This window comes from Streptomyces sp. NPDC048295 (genome assembly GCF_040652135.1).
In the GTDB taxonomy this organism is placed as follows: Bacteria; Actinomycetota; Actinomycetes; order Streptomycetales; family Streptomycetaceae; genus Streptomyces.
Genome location: NZ_JBEZLL010000001.1, coordinates 86,770 through 106,282 on the forward strand (window position 1 = coordinate 86,770; position 19,513 = coordinate 106,282).

Consider the following 19,513-nt stretch of genomic DNA (forward strand, 5'->3'; position numbering starts at 1 on the left):
CCCATGTCGTTCCATCTGCATTTCGACGAGAGCGATCTGCTTCGCTGCAGGTTCGCGCTCTCCCCGCTCTGGGAGACCCAGGCCGCGGTGCGCACCCTTCTGCGCCCGGGGCGGCACGGCTACCACCAGCCGTGGCTGCGGCGCATCCGGGACGCCGCCGCGGGTCTCGATCTGCGGCCGCTGTGGTCCGTGATGCCGGAGGGCGGACACAACCCGGACTTCCTCTGCCCGCCGCCGCTGGGGCCCTACGCCTCGTTCGAGGAGGAGATCGCCGGCGTACGCGCCATCGACCCCCGGCTCATCCGCGAGGACCTGGCCCTGACGCTCGCCGACCAGCCGGGCGCGCTGGACTCCCCCGCCGGACAGGCGCTGCTCGCCGATCCCGCACGGGCGCTGCACGAGTTGGCCGCCTTGCTGGAACAGGCCTGGCGGACCCTGGTGGAGCCGGACTGGCCGCGGCTGCGCGCGTTGCTGGAGGCGGACATCGCGTACCACTCGCGGCGGCTCGCCGAAGTCGGCTTCGCACGGCTGCTCGGTGAGCTGAGCCACCAGCTCAGGTGGACGGACTCGACCCTCACGCTGGTCGGGATGAAGGGCCGGCACTCCCGGGTGCTCGGCGGGCAGGGGCTCGTCCTGATGCCGAGCGTGTTCGCCTGGCCGGATGTGGTCAGCGGGTACGAACCGCCCTGGCTGCCCGCGGTGATCTATCCGGCGCGAGGGATCGGCGGCCTGTGGACGGAACCCGCCGACCGCACCCCGCAGGCGCTCGCCCGGCTGCTGGGGCGCGGGCGGGCCGATGTCCTGTGCGCGCTCGACGAACCGGCCGGGACGAGCGCGCTCGCGCACCGGCTGGGCCTCGCGCCCTCCTCGGTGTCGGAGCATCTGTCGGTGCTGCGCGCGGCGGGGCTGCTGACGTCGCGCCGGTACGGGCATCAGGTGCTGTACGAGCGGACTCCGCTCGGGATCGCCCTGGCCGTGCCGGAGCGCGGCCAGGGGGAATGAGACGAGCCCCGGGCCGGGGGCCGGGGGCTCGTCACGGGGGCGTCGCGGGGCGGGGCGTCAGTCCGCGAGGTACCGCTCGACCGTCTCGACCTTGGAGGTCAGTCCGTCGGTGACACCGGGGCGGATGTCGGCCTTCAGTACGAGGGAGACGCGTCCGGCACGGGCCTCGACGGCGGCGACGGCCCGCTTGACGACGTCCATGACCTCGTCCCATTCGCCCTCGATGGAGGTGAACATGGCGTCCGTGCGGTTGGGCAGCCCGGACTCGCGGACGACCCGGACGGCGTCCGCGACATATTCGCCGACATCCTCACCGACACCCAGCGGGCTGACCGAGAACGCGACGATCATGCGACCACGCCTTCGCGGCGGGCGCGGGCGGCGATGACGCCGTCGGCCTCGTAGCGCTTGAGCAGCTTGTCGCCGTACAGACCGCCGAACGGCAGCAGCGCGAGCAGGAAGAAGAACGCCACGCGCTTCAGCGGCCACTTGGTCTTGGACCAGACGTCGAGCAGCAGGACGGCGTAGATCACGAAGAGCACACCGTGCAGGATGCCGAGCGGCATCATCAGGAAGTCGATGTCGGAGACCCGGCTGAGGACCGAGCCGAAGATGATCAGCGCAGGGAAGGAGAGCGCCTCGGGAATCGAGATGAGGCGCAGCCGGTGCAGGGCGGTAGCGGTCTTGATGTCCACGGGGGCACCTTCGGTGGGAGGACGGTGACAGCTTGTGAATACAGGCACAAGCTCGCCCCATTGTGGCATCGGTACGCGCGGTGCTCGGCGCCGGGGGCCGGATGCGCCGGCGGGGATACGTCCCGGTTGCGTACGCATCCGGTACCGGATGCGTATCAGGGGCGGTTCAGGGGGCCTGATCCTTCCTCGGGCCCTGTCCCGGCCGGGGGCCTGCCGTTAACGTCGATCCGTGGCAATGTTCCGACTCCAAGGCAGCAGAACGCTCGCCGTCGACCTGGCCGGCGACGCCGTCAAGGCGAAGAACGGCTCGATGGTCGCCTACGACGGCCGGATGACGTTCAAGAAGATGACCGGCGGCGGTGACGGGCTGCGCGGCATGGTGACCCGGCGCCTGACCGGCGAGCAGATGTCCGTGATGGAGGTGACCGGCCAGGGCACCTGCTATTTCGCGGACCGCGCGAGCGAGATCAACCTCGTCTCGCTGCACGGCGACAAGCTCTACGTCGAGGCGAGCAATCTGCTGTGCACCGACGCCGGGCTGCGCACCGGCACCACCTTCACCGGCCTGCGCGGCGGGGCGAGCGGCAACGGCCTGTTCACCACCACCGTCGAGGGCACCGGCCAGGTGGCGATCATGTCGGACGGCTCGGCGGTGGCGCTGCGGGTCTCGGCCCAGTACCCGCTGTTCGTCGATCCCGGCGCCTACATCGCCCACCAGGGCAAGCTCCAGCAGCACCTCCAGTCCGGGGTGAACTTCCGGACGCTGATCGGCGAGGGTTCCGGGGAGTCCTTCCAGATCCGGTTCGAGGGCGAGGGCGTCGTCTACGTCCAGCCGAGCGAGCGGAACACCATCGGGGGCGATGTCTGATGCCGTTCCGCGAGATCAACTCGAAGATGGTCGAGGCGACGGTGGTTCCCGGCCAGAAGATGTACAGCCAGCGGGGCGCGATGCTCGCCTACCGCGGCGAGGTGTCGTTCACGCCGAACATCCAGGGCGGCCAGGGCGGCGTGATGTCGATGATCGGCCGGCGGGTGGCGAACGAGGCGACCCCGCTGATGACGGTCGAGGGCAGCGGAACGGTGCTGTTCGGCCACGGCGGCCATCACATCCAGGTGATCGAGCTGAGCGGCGACACCCTGTACGTGGAGGCCGACCGGCTGCTCGCCTTCGACGGGACGCTCCAGCAGGGCACCATGTTCATGGGCTCGCAGGGCGGCGTGATGGGCATGGTGCGCGGTCAGGTGACCGGGCAGGGTCTGTTCACCACCACGCTCAAGGGCCACGGCGCGGTCGCGGTGATGGCCCACGGCGGGGTGATCGAGCTGCCGATCACCCCGGGCCGCGATGTGCATGTGGACCCGCAGGCGTACGTCGCGCACCACGGCGACGTACGGAACAAGCTCTCGACCGCGCTCGGCTGGCGCGACATGGTGGGGCGCGGCTCCGGCGAGGCGTTCCAGCTGGCGCTGAGCGGAAGCGGCGCGGTGTACGTCCAGGCCTCGGAGGAGAAGCTGTGAGCACGCCCGTGGTCCTCGACCCGATGACGCTGCCGTCGGACGACAACGTCAACTCGTACACCTTCTGCGTGGAGCTCAAGGGGAGCCAGTGGTTCCTGCAGAAGGGCAAGATGATCGCCTACTACGGGCGGATCGATTTCAACGGCATCGGTCACGGCCGCTTCGAGCGGCTGATCCGTACGAGCTTCCACTCGCCGCTGCACGCGAGCGACTGGGTGGTGGCCGAGGGCAGCGGCAAGATGCTGCTCGCGGACCGGGCCTTCGATGTGAACTCCTACGACCTGGACGACGGGAATCTGACCATCCGGTCGGGCAATCTCCTCGCCTACCAGCCGTCGCTGGCACTCAAGCAGTCGATCGTGCCGGGTTTTCTGACACTGATCGGTACGGGGAAGTTCGTGGCCGCCTCCAACGGTCCGGTGGTCTTCATGGAGCCGCCGCTGCGGGTCGACCCGCAGGCCCTGGTGGGCTGGGCGGACTGCCCCTCGCCGTGCCACCACTACGACCACGGCTACCTGACGGGCGTACTGGGCGGGCTGCGGTCGCTGACGGGTATCGGGGGCACCTCGGGCGAGGAGCACCAGTTCGAGTTCGTCGGCGCGGGGACGGTGCTGCTCCAGTCGACGGAGATCCTGATGGCCGAACAGCCGACGGGCTCGGTGCCGGGCCAGGCCGGGGTCCCGGGCGGCGGGAGTCAACCTGGCGCCACACCCCGCATGCCCGGCCAGCTCGGGGACCTCCAGCGTCGCTTCGGTTTGTGAACGGTAGTCTGCGGAGTGTGACGTCGAACGTCCGCACCCCGCTCCCGGACCCGTCTCCGGACGGGTGCCGACCGTCACACTCCCTCACTTCGTCCGGCTTTCAACTTCTTAGGTAGAATCCATATATGGAGACCGAGACGGCCACCCGCTGGCTGAACGACGCGGAGCAGTGCGCCTGGCGCACCCACCTGGACGTCAGCAGGCTGCTGATGCACCAGCTGGAGAAGGACCTCCAGCCGTTCGGCCTGACCAACAACGACTACGAGATCCTGGTCAACCTCTCGGAGTCGGACGACCAGCGCATGCGGATGAGCGACCTCGCCGCCGCGACGCTGCAGTCCAAGAGCAGGCTCTCGCACCAGATCACCCGCATGGAGACCGCGGGCCTGGTCCGCAGGGAGAACTGCGAGTCCGACCGGCGGGGTCTGTACGCGGTCCTCACCGAGGACGGCGCGGAGACGATGCGCAAGGTGGCACCGCACCATGTGGCCTCGGTCCGCAAGCACTTCATGGACCTGCTGACACCGGAGGCGCTGGCGGACCTGCACGCGGCGCTGGCCCCGGTCGCGGAACACCTCCGGGGACGACGCGGCAAGGTGTGACCCGGCGCCGGGCGGCGTTCAGCGGGCTCCGGGCGGCGTTCAGCGGGCTCCGGGCAGCGTTCAGCGGGCTCCGGGCAGCCAGAGCTCGAACCGGGCGCCGCCCTCCCGCGCACCGTCCACCGTCAGCCGCCCGCCGTGCCGGACGGCCACGTCCCGGGCGATGGCCAGGCCCAGGCCCGCGCCGCCGTCGTCCCGGGTGCGGGCGTCGTCGAGCCGTACGAAGCGCTCGAAGATCCGCTCCCGCTCCTTTGGCGGCACCCCCGCCCCGTCGTCGCCGACGGCGACGACCACACCGCCCCGTTCCGCCGCGCGCACCGAGACCGTCACCGTGCTGCGCGCATGACGCTCGGCGTTGTCCAGCAGATTGCCGATCACCCGCGCCAACTGCCCGCGCGAACCGGCCACTTCGAACCGCCCCTGGTCCGGCACCGAGACCGTCACGGCGATCCGGTCCCCGGTGCGCTGCGAGACCTCCTCGCGGACCAGCGCGCCCAGGTCCAGCGGCGCGAGACCCGGCCGCTCCCCCGCGTCCAGCCTGGCCAGCAGCAGGAGATCGGCGGCCAGCGCCTGGAGCCGTACGGTGTCGGCGACCGCGCCCGGCACGTCCAGCAGCTCCGGATGAGCCGCGCCCACCTCCAGCTGGGTGCGCAGCGAGGCGATCGGGCTGCGCAGTTCGTGCGAGGCGTCCGCGACGAACCGCCGCTGCCGCTCGACGGAGGCCTCCAGGGCGGTGAGCGTCTCGTTGGTCGTACGGGCCAGCCGGGCGATCTCGTCGCGCGAGCCGGGCTCCGGCACCCGTCGGCTCAGGTCCTCCGAGGCGGTGATCGCGGCCATCTCGCGCCGGATGTCCTCGACCGGGCGCAGCGCCCGCCGGGTCACCAGCCAGGTCACCCCGGCGACGACGAGCAGCAGCACCGGCAGCCCGATCAGCATCGCGCCGCGCACGGTGCCCACGGCCTCCTGCTCGGCGGCCAGCGGGGCGCCCGCGTGGACGGTCAGGGTCACCCCGGCAGGGGTGGTCGCCTGCACGGACGCAAAACGGTAGTCGGCCGTCTCGCCGTCGACGGTGGCGGTGCCGTTGCCGAAGTCCGGTTTGTCGGAGTCGACTTCACCGCGGCCGGGGGCGGGGGTGGCGCGGCTGTCGTCGTCATCGCCTCCGTCGTCGCCCCCGCGGTCGTCGTCGCTTCCGCCGCCGGGTCCCCCGGCGGTCGGTGACGGGACCGGTGCGACCCGGTCGGTGCCGGTGCCGGAGATCGCCTGGAGGTCCCTGGAGACGGCGACCACCCGCCCGTCCTCGTCGGTCACCTGGACCGGATGGTCCTCCTCGTCGCGCATCTCCAGCCGGTCGTAGGGCACGTCGAGGGCCAGTTGCCCGGCCACTTCCCGGGCCACCACCTCGGCCTGCAGCCCCGCCTGGCCGGTGAGGTTGGCGCGCAGGACGAGGAGCACGGAGAGCCCGGCGCCGATCAGCGCGAGGGCGACCACCACGGTGGCGCCGAGCGCGGCCCTGGCCCGTACCGATCTCACAGCGCCTCCAGCCGGTATCCGGCGCCGCGCACCGTGCGGATGGCGGCCGCGCCGAGCTTGCGGCGCAGCGTGCTGACGTACACCTCGACGATGTTCGGGTCGCCGTCGTAGGCGAAGTCCCAGACGTGTTCGAGGATGTCCGCCTTGCTCACCACCTGGCCGGGCCGCAGCGCGAGCTGCTCCAGCACCGCGAACTCCTTGGCGGTGAGGGTGATTTCGGCTTCGCCGAGGTGGACGCGGCGGGCGGCGGTGTCCATGCGCAGGGCGCCGACGGTGACCACCGGCGAACCGGAGCCGCCGCCCCGGCGCCGCAGCAGCGCCCGGATCCTGGCCACCAGCACGACGTACGAGAAGGGCTTGGTCAGGTAGTCGTCGGCCCCGGTGTCGAGGCCCTCCGCCTCGTCGTACTCCCCGTCCTTCGCCGTCAGCATCAGGATCGGCATCTCGTGCCCGGCGGCGCGCAGGGCGGCGCAGACGCGGTAGCCGTTCATCCCGGGCAGCATGATGTCGAGGACGACGAGGTCGTACGCGCCCTCGGCGGCCCGGTGCAGCCCTTCGAGGCCGTCGTGCACCACGTCCACGGCGAAGCCCTCGGCGGTGAGCCCCGCGGCCAGGGCCGTCGCGAGCCGCTTCTCGTCCTCCACGATCAACAGGCGCATGCGCACAGGGTCGCAAACCGGAGCTGAAGACGCCTTCAGGTGGCTTCAGGCTGCGTTCAGCATCACCCCGGCAATGTGGTCCTCGTCGAAACCGGCCACCCGATCGGGGAGGAACCCTCATGAAGCGCAAGATCGTCATCGCCGCCGTCACCGCGGCCGTGCTCGCCGGCGGCGGCGCCGCCACGGCGGTCGCCTTCGCGGACGACGACAGCCACGACCGCGGGACCCGGTCCAGTGTGAAGAGCGGTGACACCGCCCGCGTCGGTGCGCAGGAAGCGATCACGGCGGCCGTCGGGGCCGTCCCCGGCACGGTCACCGGGGCCGAGCTGGACGACGAGGACGGCGGGCTCGTCTGGGAGCTCGACGTGTACGGCTCCGACAAGGCCTGGCACGACGTGACGGTGGACGCGGGCAACGGCAAGGTGCTCGGCAAGCACGTCTCCGACGATGACGACGACCGCGACCGGCACGCGCCCCGCTCGGCCGCCGTGTCGCCGGACGCGGCGGTCGACGCCGCGCTGAAGGCGAACCCGGGGACGGTGACCTCGGTCGACCTCGACGACGACCACGACGACCGCAGCGGCACGGCGCCGCACTGGGAGGTCGACGTCCGGGGCAAGGACGGCAAGCGGCACGAGCTGAACGTCGACGCGGGCACCGGCAAGGTGACGGCGGACCGGTCGGACGACGGTCACGAAGACGACCGTGACGGGGACGACGACCAGGGGGCTCAGGACGTGTAGATGGAGAGGACCGTCCCGTCGTCGAAGCTCAGGAACATCGCGTCGCCCCGGGCGACGTACGAGATCGACGCCGGGTCGTGCCGGGCTCCCTCCCCGCCGGGCCACTCCGTGGGAAGGCGTGAGCCCGCGACCTCCGCCTCTCCCTCGGAGTCCATGGCGAACGCGACGATCCCGTTGTTCTCCACGACGACGGCCATGTCACCGGCCACGGCCGGCCCGCCCCCGTCGCCCATCGTCTCGCCACCGTCGTACGACGCCCAGTACTGCCTTCCGTCGGCCAGGCCGAACGCGTACACCCGCGTCCGGCTGCTCACCACGACCTTGCCGTCCCGCGACACGGCGGGCCGGTAGGCGATGTCCACGCCGTCGGCGAGCGTGCGGCGGTTCTGCGGGGCCGTCACATCGACGACCGTCAGGCCGTTCGTGCCCGCGCAGAGGAGCTCCTTGCCCTTCAGGACCGGCGTACGGCAGGCGGTGTCACCGGCACCGACGGCTGCCAGCCGTGCGCCGTCCGCGCCTTTGAGGACGGTGACACCGTCTCCGACCGCGACGAGCCGGCCGTCCGCGAACAGCAGTTCCGCCTTGCCGGCCGGGTCGTCCCACGGCTTGTCCCACTTACGGGCCTGTTTCCCGGTGAGCTGGTGGGCGAGGATCCGGGCCGCGCCCGTGCCGGTGGCCCTCGTGGCGTAGTACAGGACTCCGCCGGACTGGACGGAGCCGGTCACCCGGACGCCGTCCGCCAGCGGCTCCCGCCACCGCTCGGCTCCGTCGGCGAGGCCCAGCGCCACCAGGGCACCGTCCTGGAAGGCGTAGACGGTGGTGCCGATGACGGCGGCCACCGAGGCCGGTCCGCTGCCCGCCCCGCCCGGCCCGGTCCGCCAGCGCTGCTCGCCGTTCGCGGCGTCCAGCACGGTGATGCGCCGCGGGCCGCCGCAGACCAGGGAGGTGTCCGCCAGTACGCACTCCACCGATCCGTTCTCGACCTCGGCCTTCCACGCCTTCCAGCCCGCCGGTTTGACCGAGACGTCCGTGGCGGCCGCCCCGAAGTCTCCGGTGCGACCGGCGTCCGCACCCGGGACGACGGCGGGCCCGGCCTTCGTCCGTACGGCGTCCGAGGCGGAAGCGGTCGGCCGCGCACCGTCACTCGCGTGGTCGTCGCCGCCGCCGTCCCCCTCGAAGAGCCCCGGCAGCAGCACCGCGCCCAGCACCACGCACACCACCGTGGCCGCTGCCGCCAACGCGATCCACAGCCCCTTGTCGCCCCGCCGGTCACCCGGTGCGGCCACCGGCACGACGGGCGTCGGGGCGAGGGCGGGCCCGCCGGGGTGCGGGGCGCCGGTCGGGGCGGGCGGTGCGGCGGCGGACGGTGCGGCCGCCGCCGCGACGGCACGCGCCCCCGCCGCGTGCGCGGCGAGCTGCCCCCGTACCGCTTCCGTCCAGGGGAAGGCGCCCCGGGACGCACCGACCGGCAGCAGCAGCTCGGCCAGTTGCCGCGGAGTGGGCCGGGCCTCGGCCTCGCTGCGCAGGCATTCCTCGATCACCACGCGCAACTGCGGTGGCACGCGGGAGAGTTCGGCCTGGCCCTGGGCGATCCGGAAGATCACGGCGGCCATGTCGGAGTCGTCGAACGGCCCCCGGCCGGTCGCCGCGAAGGCGAGCACCGCACCGAGGCAGAAGACGTCCGACGCGGGCACGAGCGCCCGTGAGCCGTTGACGTGCTCGGGCGAGATGTAGCCGGGGCTGCCGACCACCACCCCGGTCCGGGTGAGCTGGGTGGCGTCGAAGGCCTGGGCGATCCCGAAGTCGATCACCTTCGGTCCGTCCGCTCCGAGCAGCACGTTGCCCGGCTTGAGGTCGCGGTGGAGTACGCGTACGGCGTGCATGTCGGCGAGCGCGCGGGCGAGTCCGGCGCCCATCTCGCGCACCACCTGCTCGGGCATCGGCCCACCGTGGATCACCGCCTCGGCGAGCGAGGGGCCGGGTACGTACTCGGTGGCCAGCCAGGGCAGCCGGCCGTTCGCGTCGCCGCCGACGAGAGAGGCGGTGTGCGGGCTGCGCACGGCGCCCGCCGCGTCGATCTCACGCCGGAAGCGGACCCGGAAGCCGTCGTCGAGGTCGAGATCGGCGCGGACGGTCTTCAGCGCGACCAGCCCGTCGTACGGGTCCGGGGCACCGGCGGGACGGGCCAGGTACACCTCGCCCATGCCGCCCGCACCCAGCAGTCCGAGAAGCTGGTACGGGCCGATCAGCCGGGCTCTGCCGGGTGGAAGCGGCTCGATCACTGCGCGGTCACCTCAGGCGGTTCGTCGTTCGTCGTTCACTCGGGCAGCGGTACGGAGAGCGTGGTGCCGTCGTCGTACACGACATGGACGACGCCGCCGACCGGCAGCACCTGCGGGTCGTTCAGCTCCTTGTCCAGCTGGATGCCGTCCGCCATGTCGTACTCCGGTGTGCGGCTCGGGCCCGGGGCACCCACGAGGCGGGTCCTGGCCAGGGCGCCGAGTGTGCCGTCGGGGCGGACCGGGACGGTGTACAGCGTCGTGCTGTCCGCCCACACGATGGTGCCGTCGACGATCAGGGCGTCGGAGGACGGGTTGCTCATGCCCTCGCCCGCCTTCACGGCGAGCGGGAAGCGGCCGAGGGCCCGGCCGTTCTCACGGCCGACGACGACCAACTCGTCGGGCACGTCCGGCACGTACTTGTAGCCCCGGCGGAGAACCACCACCCGTTCGTCGAGCGCGGTGACGGTCGCCTGCGCGACGAGCCCGGAGTCCAGCGGGACCCGCCCCCGTTCGGCGAGCGTGGCCGCGTCGAACCGGAGCACGCTGGTGTCGGTGCCGAAACCGGAGGCGTCCTCGTTGCCGGTGTAGAAGGAGCAGTAGGCGGACGCGCCCCGCAGACGCAGATCCCCGCAGGACGAGCCCTCGCCGCCCACCGTGCCGAGCAGCACGCCGTCCTTCGCCCGGAACACCTTCGGCCCCTCCGCGCTGACCGCGTACACCGCCTCGCCGTCGGTGGCGACCGGCCAGAAATTGCGCCTCGCGCCCTTGGCGACAACCTTCGGGGCCAGCGGCTCGTGCCACTTCCGGGTGCCGCTGCGCAGGTCGTACGCGGCCAGCTCGGCGCCCTCGGGCGAGCCGGTGGTGGCGGCGACGACCAGACCGCCGACGACCGTCGGCGCGCTCTCCAGGTCGTGCGCTCCGCCGCCCCGGACCTCCCAGCGGACTCTGCCGGTGCGGGCGTCCAGCGACTGCAACCGGTCACCGGCGGCGAGCAGCACGGCGTCGCCGTACACCGTGGGGCGGGTGGCGCCGGCCGGCATGAAGAACTGTCCGGTCGGCCCCCACCCCGCCACCTTCGAGGTCTCCCCCGTGTCCAGCGTCCACATCCGGTGCCCGTCCGCCGCCGACAGGGCCTCGTAGGTGCCGTCCGTCTTCCGGCAGACGAGCACGTCCCGGCCCGCGGAGCAGCCGATCGGCGACCCGGTGAACTTCCCCTTCCAGGGCTTCTTCCACCCCGCCGGGCGGACGTCGCGGCCGTACGGAACCGTGCCCGAGGCGTCCGGGCCGCCGTTCTCGTCCACGCCCGCCACGATCTCGGCGCCCCCGGTCGAACCACCGCCGCGGGCCGCCCCGCCGGGGGTGCCGCCCTTGTCGCGCCAGGCCAGGATCCCGCCCGTCGCCGCGCCCAGCACGATCAGCGCGGCCAGGGAGACGGCCAGGGCCCGACGGGAGCGGCGGGGCGGCGGGGCCTGGGTGGTGCCCGGGGCGGGCGGGGCGAGACCGGGGCCCTGGGTGGGTGCGCTGTGCGGGTCGGCAGCGACGGGCGGGGCCTGGACGGCGCCGGGGCCCTGGGTGGGCAGCTGATGCGGCGCGGGGCGGCTGTCGGCGGTCACCTCGGTCGGCGTGTACCCCGGCAGCAGCGGGCTGCCCAGCGCGACGACCCGGGCCAGTTCGCGCCCGTGCTCGGCGATGTGCTGCGCCATCGGGTCCGGCCACCGGTCCGCCGCGCCGGGGCCGAGCAGCTCCGCGAGTTCGGCGGCGGCCGGGCGGGCGGCCGGGTCGGCCACCAGACAGCGGTCCAGTACGGCCCGCAGCGCGTCCGGAACGTCGTCGAGATCGGCCTCGACGTACTTGACCCGGTAGAGCACTGCGGCGACCGGCCCGTCGCCGAAGGGGTCGCGTCCGGTGACGGCGTGGCAGAGCACGGAGGCGAGGCAGAAGACGTCCGAGGCGGGGACGACGCGTCCGCTGCCCGCCACGTGTTCCGGGGACATGAAGGACGGGCTGCCGACCATGCGGCTGGTGGTGGTGAGCGGGGTCGCGCCCGAGTCGCGGGCGATCCCGAAGTCGATCAGGCGGGGGCCGTCCGCCGCGAGCATCACATTGCTGGGCTTCACGTCGCGATGGACGATCCCGGCCGTGTGCACGGCCGCCAGGGCGCGGGCGAGTCCGGCGCCGAGCATCCGTACCTCGGCCTCGTCCATCGCGCCCGCCCGGCGGACGGCGGCGGACAGGTTGGGCCCGGCCACGTATCCGGTGGCGAGCCAGGGCACCTCGGCGTCGGCGTCCCCGTCGAGCACCGGGGCGAGATGGGGTCCGGCGACGGACCGGGCGACGGTGATCTCGCGGCGGAATCGGCTGCGGAATCCGGGGTCCTTGGCCACGTCACGGCGGACGGTCTTGACGGCGACCGGCTCACCGCCGCCGTCCCGGACGCCGAGGAAGACCTCCCCCATGCCGCCCGCGCCGAGCCTGGCCCGTATCCCGTACGGACCGATCCGTCTCGGCGAGTCCTCCCGCAGCGGACCCAGCATGCGCCACTCCCCCCGTCGGTACGCATGAATCGGCGGACACCCCGTGCGTATCCGGCGGCAATCCTGCCACGGACACGTCATGCCCGGCAGCGACGGACGGCACGGCCTGGCACTGGCGGGACGGCCGGTACGGACGGGGCGGCCTGTACGGCCCGTACAAGACAGGACGGCCTGTACGGACAGGACGGCCCGTACCGGACAGGACGGTCGGTACGGACGACAGACAAAACGAACGACAGGCCGGACGGACAACAGGCGGGTCCGGAAGCGGCCCGCACGCCGCTCCGGACCCGCCCGGTCGTCCCTTCCGGCTCACACCTCGCCGGTGAGTCCCGCCACCAGTTCGTCCGCCGCCGCGTACGGATCGAGGCTGCCCGCCACGATGCGCTCGGCCAGCGCGCCGAGGTGGCGGTCGCCGTGGAGGTCGCCGATCCGCTCGCGCAGCCGGGTCACGGCGATGGTCTCGACCTCGCGGGCCGCACGGGCCGTGCGCCGCTCGGCGAGCACCCCGTGCTCCTCCATCCACGCCCGGTGCTTCTCCAGCGCCTCGACGACCTCGTCGATGCCCTCGCCCCGGGCGGCGACCGTCTTCACGATCGGCGGCCGCCAGTCGCCCGGGCCCCTCGATTCGCCGAGACCCAGCATGTGGTTGAGCTCGCGCGCGGTGGCGTCCGCGCCGTCCCGGTCGGCCTTGTTGACGACGTACACGTCGCCGATCTCCAGGATTCCGGCCTTCGCCGCCTGGATGCCGTCGCCCATGCCGGGGGCCAGCAGGACCACGGAGGTGTCGGCCTGGGAGGCGATCTCCACCTCCGACTGGCCGACGCCGACCGTCTCCACGAGGATCACCTCGCAGCCCGCCGCGTCCAGCACCCGGATCGCCTGCGGTGCCGACCAGGCGAGGCCGCCCAGATGGCCGCGGGTGGCCATGGACCGGATGTAGACGCCCGGGTCGGAGGCATGCTCCGACATCCGGACCCGGTCACCGAGGAGCGCCCCGCCGGAGAACGGCGAGGACGGGTCGACGGCCAGGACGCCGACCCGCTTGCCGGCCCGCCGGTACGCCGAGACCAGCGCCGACGTCGATGTCGACTTGCCGACACCGGGCGAGCCGGTCAGGCCGACGACGTACGCGTTGCCGGTCAGCGGCGCCAGGGCCGCCATCACCTCGCGCAGCTGCGGCGACGCCCCCTCCACCAGGGAGATGAGCCGGGCCACGGCCCGCGGCCGGCCCGCACGTGCCTGCTCGACCAGGGTGGGGACGTCCACCATCACCGCTCCGTTCACTCGCCGGTTGCTCTACGTGTACCGCGTACTGCCCGTTACTTGCCCGGAACGCGGATGATCAGTGCGTCGCCCTGGCCACCGCCGCCGCACAGCGCCGCCGCACCGGTGCCGCCGCCGCGCCGCTTCAGCTCCAGCGCCAGGTGCAGCACCACGCGGGCGCCGGACATGCCGATGGGGTGGCCCAGCGCGATGGCGCCGCCGTTGACGTTCACCTTCTCCGGGGTGACGCCGAGGTCCTTCATCGACTGGACCGCGACCGCGGCGAAGGCCTCGTTGATCTCGATGAGGTCGAGGTCCGCCGCCTCCAGCCCCTCCTTCTTGAGGGCGTGCCTGATGGCGTTGGACGGCTGCGACTGGAGCGAGTTGTCCGGGCCCGCCACATTGCCGTGGGCGCCGATCTCGGCGATCCAGTCCAGGCCCAGCTCCTCGGCCTTGGCCTTGCTCATGACGACGACCGCGGCGGCGCCGTCGGAGATCTGCGAGGAGGTGCCCGCGGTGATCGTGCCGTCCTTGGCGAACGCGGGGCGCAGCTTGCCGAGGGACTCCACGGTCGTCTCCGGGCGGATGCCCTCGTCCTTGGCGAAGAGAACCGGGTCGCCCTTGCGCTGCGGGATCTCGACCGGGGTGATCTCGGCCTCGAAGAGGCCGTTCTTCTGGGCCGCGGCGGCGCGCTGGTGCGAGAGGGCGCCGATCTCGTCCTGGTCGGCGCGGCTCAGCCCGAGACGCGCGTTGTGCTTCTCGGTGGACTCACCCATCGGGATGTTCTCGTAGGCGTCGGTCAGACCGTCGTACGCCATGGAGTCGAGCATCTCGATCGCGCCGTACTTGTGGCCCTCGCGGGACTTGGGGAGCAGGTGCGGGGCGTTGGTCATGGACTCCTGGCCGCCGGCGACGACGACGTCGAACTCACCGGCGCGGATCAGCTGGTCGGCGAGGGCGATCGCGTCGAGCCCGGAGAGGCACACCTTGTTCACGGTGAGCGCGGGGACGTTCATCGGGATGCCCGCCTTGACGGCGGCCTGGCGCGCCGGGATCTGGCCCGCGCCGGCCTGCAGCACCTGGCCCATGATCACGTACTCGACCTGGTCGCCGCCGATACCCGCCCGGTCCAGTGCGGCCTTGATGGCGAAACCGCCGAGGTCGGCGCCGGAGAAGCTCTTCAGCGAGCCGAGGAGGCGGCCCATGGGCGTACGCGCGCCCGCGACGATCACTGAGGTGGTACCGGTCGTTCCAGACATGAGGGGCGCCCCTTGGGATGAGGAGTGAACGAGGGTTTACTTGAATGTACTGAGCGGTACCTCGCCCGTCATCCGGCAGCGGGTGTGACGGCGCGCACGTTGCGTAACCATCCGTGTGGCGCTGCACTGGTTCCATGCTGACGCGAATCGATCACATCGGGATCGCCTGTTTCGACCTCGACAGGACCGTCGAGTTCTACCGCTCGACCTACGGGTTCGAGGTGTTCCATTCCGAGATCAACGAGGAGCAGGGCGTACGGGAGGCCATGCTCAAGATCAACGATACGTCCGACGGCGGCGCTTCCTACCTCCAGCTCCTGGAGCCGACCCGGGAGGATTCGGCCGTCGGCAAGTGGCTGGCGAAGAACGGGGAGGGCGTCCACCACATCGCCTTCGGCACCGCGGATGTCGACGCCGATTCCGCGGACATCCGGGAGAAGGGGGTCAGGGTGCTGTACGACGAGCCCAGGACGGGTTCGATGGGGTCCCGGATCACCTTCCTGCACCCCAAGGACTGCCACGGAGTCCTCACCGAACTGGTCACGTCCGCAGCGGAGCACTGACCTCCGGATACCTGGCCCGGTAGAGTGGGCTGTTCCGGGCCGGGGCCGGGTCGGGGCCGCGCCGCGTCCTCAGCCGTTGATCTGTCACCATTCCCCGGGGGACCGTTCACCGGTGAACGGTACTCGCTGGAGAGTTGCGACCAGGGTTGGGGTCTCCCCTGCTCGAACGAAGTTGAGAGCTCGGGGAAGGATGGGACCGCGCAGTGCGGGGCTACGAACGCCAGGAGAGCCACCGAGCTGAAGACGACCATCTCTCGCGGTTCGAAGCCGAGATGGACCGGCTGAAGACCGACCGGGAGAAGGCCGTCCAGCACGCCGAGGACCTCGGTTACCAGGTCGAGGTCTTGCGCGCCAAGCTGCACGAGGCTCGGCGCAATCTCGCGACCCGTCCCGCGTACGACAGCGCGGACATCGGCTACCAGGCCGAGCAGTTGCTCCGTAACGCCCAGATCCAGGCGGAACAGCTGCGGACCGACGCCGAGCGGGAGCTCCGCGACGCCCGCGCGCAGACACAGCGGATCCTTCAGGAGCACGCCGAGCACCAGGCCCGGCTCCAGGCCGAATTGCACAACGAGGCGGTGCAGCGGCGCCAGCGGCTCGACCAGGAGCTGGCGGAGCGCCGCCAGACCGTCGAGTCCCATGTCAACGAGAACGTCGCCTGGGCCGAGCAGCTCAGGGCCAGGACGGAGTCCCAGGCCCGCCGGCTGCTGGAGGAGTCGCGGGCCGAGGCCGAACAGTCCCTGACGGCCGCGCGCGCCGAAACGAGCCGGCTGGCGGAGGAGACCCGGCAGCGGCTCGGTTCCGAGGCGGAGTCGGCCCGGGCCGAGGCCGAGGCGATCCTGCTGCGCGCCCGCAAGGACGCCGAACGGCTGCTGGACGCCGCCTCCAGCCAGGCGCAGGAGGCCACCAGCCACGCCGAGCAGCTGCGTACGTCGACGACGGCCGAGACCGAGCAGACCCGGCAGCGGACCGCCGAGCTGAACCGGACCGCCGAGCAGCGCATGCAGGAGGCCGAGACCCAGCTGCGCGAGGCCCGGCTGGAGGCCGAGAAGGTCACCGCCGAGGCGAAGGAGGCCGCGGTCAAGCGGCTGGCCGCCGCCGAGTCGCAGAACGAGCAGCGCACCCGTACGGCCAAGTCGGAGATCGCCCGGCTGGTCGGCGAGGCGACCAAGGACGCCGAGACGCTCAAGGCGGAGGCCGAGCAGGCGCTCGCCGACGCGCGGGCCGAGGCGGACCGGCTGAAGTCCGAGGCGTCCGAGAAGGCCCGCACGGCCGCCGCCGAGGACGCCGCGGCCCAGCTCGCCAAGGCCGCCAGGAGTGCCGAGGAGGTGCTGACCAAGGCGTCCGAGGACGCCAGGTCCACCACCAGGGCGGCGGGCGAGGAGGCCGAACGGATCCGCCGCGAGGCGGAGGCCGAGGCGGACCGGCTGCGCGGCGAGGCCACCGAGCAGGCCGATCAGCTCAAGGGCGCGGCCAAGGACGACACCAAGGAGTACCGGGCCAAGACGGTCGAGCTGCAGGAGGAGGCGCGCAGGCTGCGCGGCGAGGCCGAGCAGCTGCGCTCCGAGGCGGTCGCCGAGGGCGAGCGGATCCGCGGCGAGGCCCGCCGCGAGGCCGTCCAGCAGATCGAGGAGGGCGCGAAGACCGCCGAGGAGCTGCTGGCCAAGGCGAAGGCGGACGCGGAGGAGCTGCGCGGCGCCGCGGGCACCGAGAGCGAGCGGGTCCGCACCGAGGCGTCCGAGCGGGCCGGTGCGCTGCGCAAGCAGGCCGAGGAGGCCCTGGAGCGCGCCCGTGCCGAGGCCGAGCAGCTGCGTACCGACTCCGAGGAGCAGGCCGGCGCGACCACCGCCGCGGCCGAGCAGGCGGCGTCCGGGCTGCGCGAGGAGACCGAGCGCGCGGTCGCGGCCCGGCAGGCGGAGGCGGCCGAGGAGCTGACCCGGCTGCACACCGAGGCGGAGACCAGGGTCGCCACCGCCGAGCAGGAACTCACGGACGCGCGCTCCGAGGCCGAGCGCATCCGGCGCGAGACGAACGAGGAGTCCGAGCGGCTGCGCGCGGAGGCCGCCGAGCGGATCCGGACACTGCGCGGGCAGGCCGAGACCGAGGCGGAGCGGCTGCGCGACGAGGCCGCGGCGGACGCGTCGCAGTCGCGTGCGGAGGGCGAGACCGTCGCCGTACGGCTGCGTTCCGAGGCCGCGGCCGAGGCCGAGCGGCTGAAGTCCGAGGCACAGGAGAGCGCCGACCGGGTGCGCTCCGAGGCCGCCGCCGCCGCGGAGCGGGTCGGCACGGAGGCCGCCGAGGCGCTGGCCGCCGCCCAGGAGGAGGCCTCCCGGCGGCGCCGCGAGGCCGAGGAGACCCTCGACGCGGCACGCACCGAGGCGAATCAGGAGCGCGAGCGGGCCCGCGAGCAGAGCGAGGAGCTGCTCGCCTCCGCCCGCAAGCGGGTCGAGCAGGCGCAGGCCGAGGCGCAGCGGCTGGTCGAGGAGGCGGACAGCCGGGCGACCGAGCTGGTCTCCGCGGCCGAGCAGACCGCCCAGCAGGTACGGGATTCGGTCAGTGGGCTGCAGGAGCAGGCCGAGGAGGAGATCGCCGGGCTGCGTTCGACCGCCGAGCACGTCGCGGAGCGGACGAAGTCCGAGGCGCAGGAGGAGGCGGACCGGGTCCGCGCCGACGCGCACGCGGAGCGGGAGCGGGCCGGCGAGGACGCGACCCGGATCCGCCGGGAGGCGCAGGAGGAGTCCGAGGCCGCGAAGGCGATGGCCGAGCGGACCGTCGCGGACGCGATCGCGGAGTCGGAGCGGCTGCGGGCGGACACCGCCGAGTACAGCCAGCGGATGCGCACCGAGGCCTCCGACGCGCTGGCCTCGGCCGAGCAGGACGCGTCGCGCAGCCGCGCCGAGGCCCGCGAGGACGCCAACCGGATGCGTTCCGACGCCGCGGCCCAGGCCGACCGGCTGGTGGGCGAGGCGACGAGCGAGGCCGAGCGGATCGGCACGGAGTCGACACAGCAGGCCAACCAGCGCGTGGAGGAGGCGACGCAGCGGGCCACCGCGCTGGTCGACGAGGCGAAGCAGCAGGCGGACCGGCTCTCGGGCGAGGCCGTGGACGAGGCCGAGCGGCTGCGCGCGGAGGCGGCGGCCACCGTCGGCTCGGCGCAGGAGCACGCGGCCCGTACCCGCGAGGAGGCGGAGCGGGTGCGCGCCGAGGCGGAGGCCGCGGCCGAGGAGCTGCGCACGGAGGCCCGCCAGGAGGCGGACCGGCTGCTCGACGAGGCACGGGAGGCCGCGGCCAAGCGCCGGGCCGATGCCGCGGAGCAGGCCGATCAGCTGGTCGGCAAGGCGCAGGAGGAGGCGTTGCGCGCCGCCACCGAGGCCGAGGAGCAGGCCGACACGATGGTCGGCGTGGCCCGCAAGGAGGCCGTGCGGATCACCTCGGAGGCGACCGTCGAGGGCAACTCCCTGGTGGAGCAGGCCCGTACGGACGCGGACGAACTGCTGGTCGGTGCGCGCCGGGACGCCACGGCGATCCGGGAGCGGGCCGAGGAACTGCGGGCCCGGATCGAGGGCGAGATCGAGGAACTGCACGACCGGGCCCGGCGGGAGACCTCCGAGCAGATGAAGACGGCGGGCGAGCGCGTCGACAACCTGATGAAGGCGGCGACGGAGCAGCGCGACGAGGCGGCGGCCAAGGCCAAGGAGCTGCTGGCGGACGCCAATTCGGAGGCGAGCAAGGTCCGGATCGCCGCGGTGAAGCGGGCCGAGTCGCTGCTGAAGGAGGCCGAGCAGAAGAAGGCCACGCTGGTCCGCGAGGCCGAGAAGCTGCGGGCCGACGCCGAGGCCGAGGCGAAGCACACGGTCGACGAGGGCAAGCGCGAGCTCGATCTGCTGGTGCGTCGGCGCGAGGACATCAACACCGAGATCTCCCGCGTCCAGGACGTGTTGGAGGCGCTGGAGTCCTTCGAGACGCCGGCGGCCGGCGGCAAGGGCTCGGGCGGTTCCTCCGGTAACGTCAAGGCCGGGGCCGCGGCGGGCACTCGATCGAGTGGCAAGTCGTCCGAGGGGTAGTCACCTTGTCAGTTCCCGTGCTTCGACAGGAACGTTCA

Annotated in this window: 16 protein-coding genes; 8 read left to right on the forward strand and 8 right to left on the reverse strand. The window is 72.9% G+C overall.

Annotated features, from left to right (window positions below):
* The first annotated feature begins 3 nt into the window (after positions 1-3).
* Positions 4-1,002 (forward strand): DUF5937 family protein, encoded by a 999-nt coding sequence (locus AB0D53_RS00345; RefSeq protein ID WP_362437764.1) that lies wholly within the window; start codon positions 4-6, stop codon positions 1,000-1,002.
* 57 nt (positions 1,003-1,059) lie between these two features.
* Here AB0D53_RS00345 and AB0D53_RS00350 read toward each other — a convergent pair whose 3' ends face one another.
* Both AB0D53_RS00350 and AB0D53_RS00355 read right to left on the reverse strand, forming a co-directional pair.
* On the reverse strand, positions 1,060-1,353 hold the full coding sequence (locus AB0D53_RS00350; RefSeq protein ID WP_030971479.1) for an MTH1187 family thiamine-binding protein: 294 nt from the start codon (positions 1,351-1,353) through the stop codon (positions 1,060-1,062).
* On the reverse strand, positions 1,350-1,697 hold the full coding sequence (locus tag AB0D53_RS00355; RefSeq protein WP_362437768.1) for a DUF3817 domain-containing protein: 348 nt from the start codon (positions 1,695-1,697) through the stop codon (positions 1,350-1,352). The genes AB0D53_RS00350 and AB0D53_RS00355 overlap by 4 nt, the downstream gene beginning before the upstream one ends.
* Positions 1,698-1,932: 235 nt before the next feature.
* Between AB0D53_RS00355 and AB0D53_RS00360 the strand changes: the two genes are divergently transcribed.
* The 4 genes from AB0D53_RS00360 (at position 1,933) to AB0D53_RS00375 (ending at position 4,578) form a co-directional block, all read left to right on the forward strand.
* Positions 1,933-2,565: an AIM24 family protein gene (locus AB0D53_RS00360; protein WP_362438779.1), complete on the forward strand. Its 633-nt coding sequence runs from the start codon at positions 1,933-1,935 to the stop codon at positions 2,563-2,565.
* Complete coding sequence (locus AB0D53_RS00365) at positions 2,565-3,215, forward strand: AIM24 family protein (protein ID WP_362437771.1); 651 nt, start codon at positions 2,565-2,567, stop codon at positions 3,213-3,215. Before AB0D53_RS00360 ends, AB0D53_RS00365 begins: the two co-directional genes overlap by 1 nt.
* The gene (locus tag AB0D53_RS00370; RefSeq protein ID WP_362437774.1) at positions 3,212-3,976 is read left to right on the forward strand and encodes an AIM24 family protein; all 765 of its coding nucleotides are present in this window, start codon (positions 3,212-3,214) and stop codon (positions 3,974-3,976) included. Before AB0D53_RS00365 ends, AB0D53_RS00370 begins: the two co-directional genes overlap by 4 nt.
* Before the next feature lie 125 nt (positions 3,977-4,101).
* Positions 4,102-4,578 (forward strand): MarR family transcriptional regulator, encoded by a 477-nt coding sequence (locus tag AB0D53_RS00375; protein WP_362437777.1) that lies wholly within the window; start codon positions 4,102-4,104, stop codon positions 4,576-4,578.
* Positions 4,579-4,638: 60 nt separating this feature from the next.
* Here the strand turns inward: AB0D53_RS00375 and AB0D53_RS00380 are convergent, their stop codons facing one another.
* Both AB0D53_RS00380 and AB0D53_RS00385 read right to left on the reverse strand, forming a co-directional pair.
* Complete coding sequence (locus tag AB0D53_RS00380) at positions 4,639-6,105, reverse strand: HAMP domain-containing sensor histidine kinase (protein WP_362437780.1); 1,467 nt, start codon at positions 6,103-6,105, stop codon at positions 4,639-4,641.
* Positions 6,102-6,764, reverse strand: a complete 663-nt coding sequence (locus tag AB0D53_RS00385) for a response regulator transcription factor (RefSeq protein ID WP_362437783.1) — start codon at positions 6,762-6,764, stop codon at positions 6,102-6,104. The genes AB0D53_RS00380 and AB0D53_RS00385 overlap by 4 nt, the downstream gene beginning before the upstream one ends.
* A gap of 119 nt (positions 6,765-6,883) precedes the next feature.
* On the opposite strand from AB0D53_RS00385, the gene AB0D53_RS00390 reads away from it, so the two are divergent.
* Positions 6,884-7,507 (forward strand): PepSY domain-containing protein, encoded by a 624-nt coding sequence (locus tag AB0D53_RS00390; protein ID WP_362437786.1) that lies wholly within the window; start codon positions 6,884-6,886, stop codon positions 7,505-7,507.
* Here AB0D53_RS00390 and AB0D53_RS00395 read toward each other — a convergent pair.
* The 4 genes from AB0D53_RS00395 to AB0D53_RS00410 all read right to left on the reverse strand — a co-directional run bounded on the left by AB0D53_RS00395 (position 7,495) and on the right by AB0D53_RS00410 (position 14,848).
* Positions 7,495-9,789 carry a serine/threonine-protein kinase gene (locus tag AB0D53_RS00395; RefSeq protein WP_362437789.1) on the reverse strand — a complete coding sequence of 765 codons (2,295 nt, stop codon included), beginning with the start codon at positions 9,787-9,789 and terminating at the stop codon, positions 7,495-7,497. The genes AB0D53_RS00390 and AB0D53_RS00395 overlap by 13 nt on opposite strands.
* A 35-nt stretch (positions 9,790-9,824) precedes the next feature.
* Positions 9,825-12,323 carry a protein kinase gene (locus AB0D53_RS00400; protein ID WP_362437792.1) on the reverse strand — a complete coding sequence of 833 codons (2,499 nt, stop codon included), beginning with the start codon at positions 12,321-12,323 and terminating at the stop codon, positions 9,825-9,827.
* Positions 12,324-12,635: 312 nt separating this feature from the next.
* On the reverse strand, positions 12,636-13,595 hold the full coding sequence (meaB, locus tag AB0D53_RS00405; RefSeq protein ID WP_362437795.1) for a methylmalonyl Co-A mutase-associated GTPase MeaB: 960 nt from the start codon (positions 13,593-13,595) through the stop codon (positions 12,636-12,638).
* 50 nt (positions 13,596-13,645) lie between these two features.
* Positions 13,646-14,848, reverse strand: a complete 1,203-nt coding sequence (locus AB0D53_RS00410) for an acetyl-CoA C-acetyltransferase (RefSeq protein WP_362437798.1) — start codon at positions 14,846-14,848, stop codon at positions 13,646-13,648.
* Between the two features lie 134 nt (positions 14,849-14,982).
* On the opposite strand from AB0D53_RS00410, the gene mce reads away from it, so the two are divergent.
* Positions 14,983-15,411: a methylmalonyl-CoA epimerase gene (gene mce / locus AB0D53_RS00415; protein ID WP_362437801.1), complete on the forward strand. Its 429-nt coding sequence runs from the start codon at positions 14,983-14,985 to the stop codon at positions 15,409-15,411.
* A gap of 203 nt (positions 15,412-15,614) precedes the next feature.
* Positions 15,615-19,475 (forward strand): polarized growth protein Scy, encoded by a 3,861-nt coding sequence (gene scy, locus AB0D53_RS00420; RefSeq protein WP_362437804.1) that lies wholly within the window; start codon positions 15,615-15,617, stop codon positions 19,473-19,475.
* Positions 19,476-19,513 lie beyond the last annotated feature (38 nt).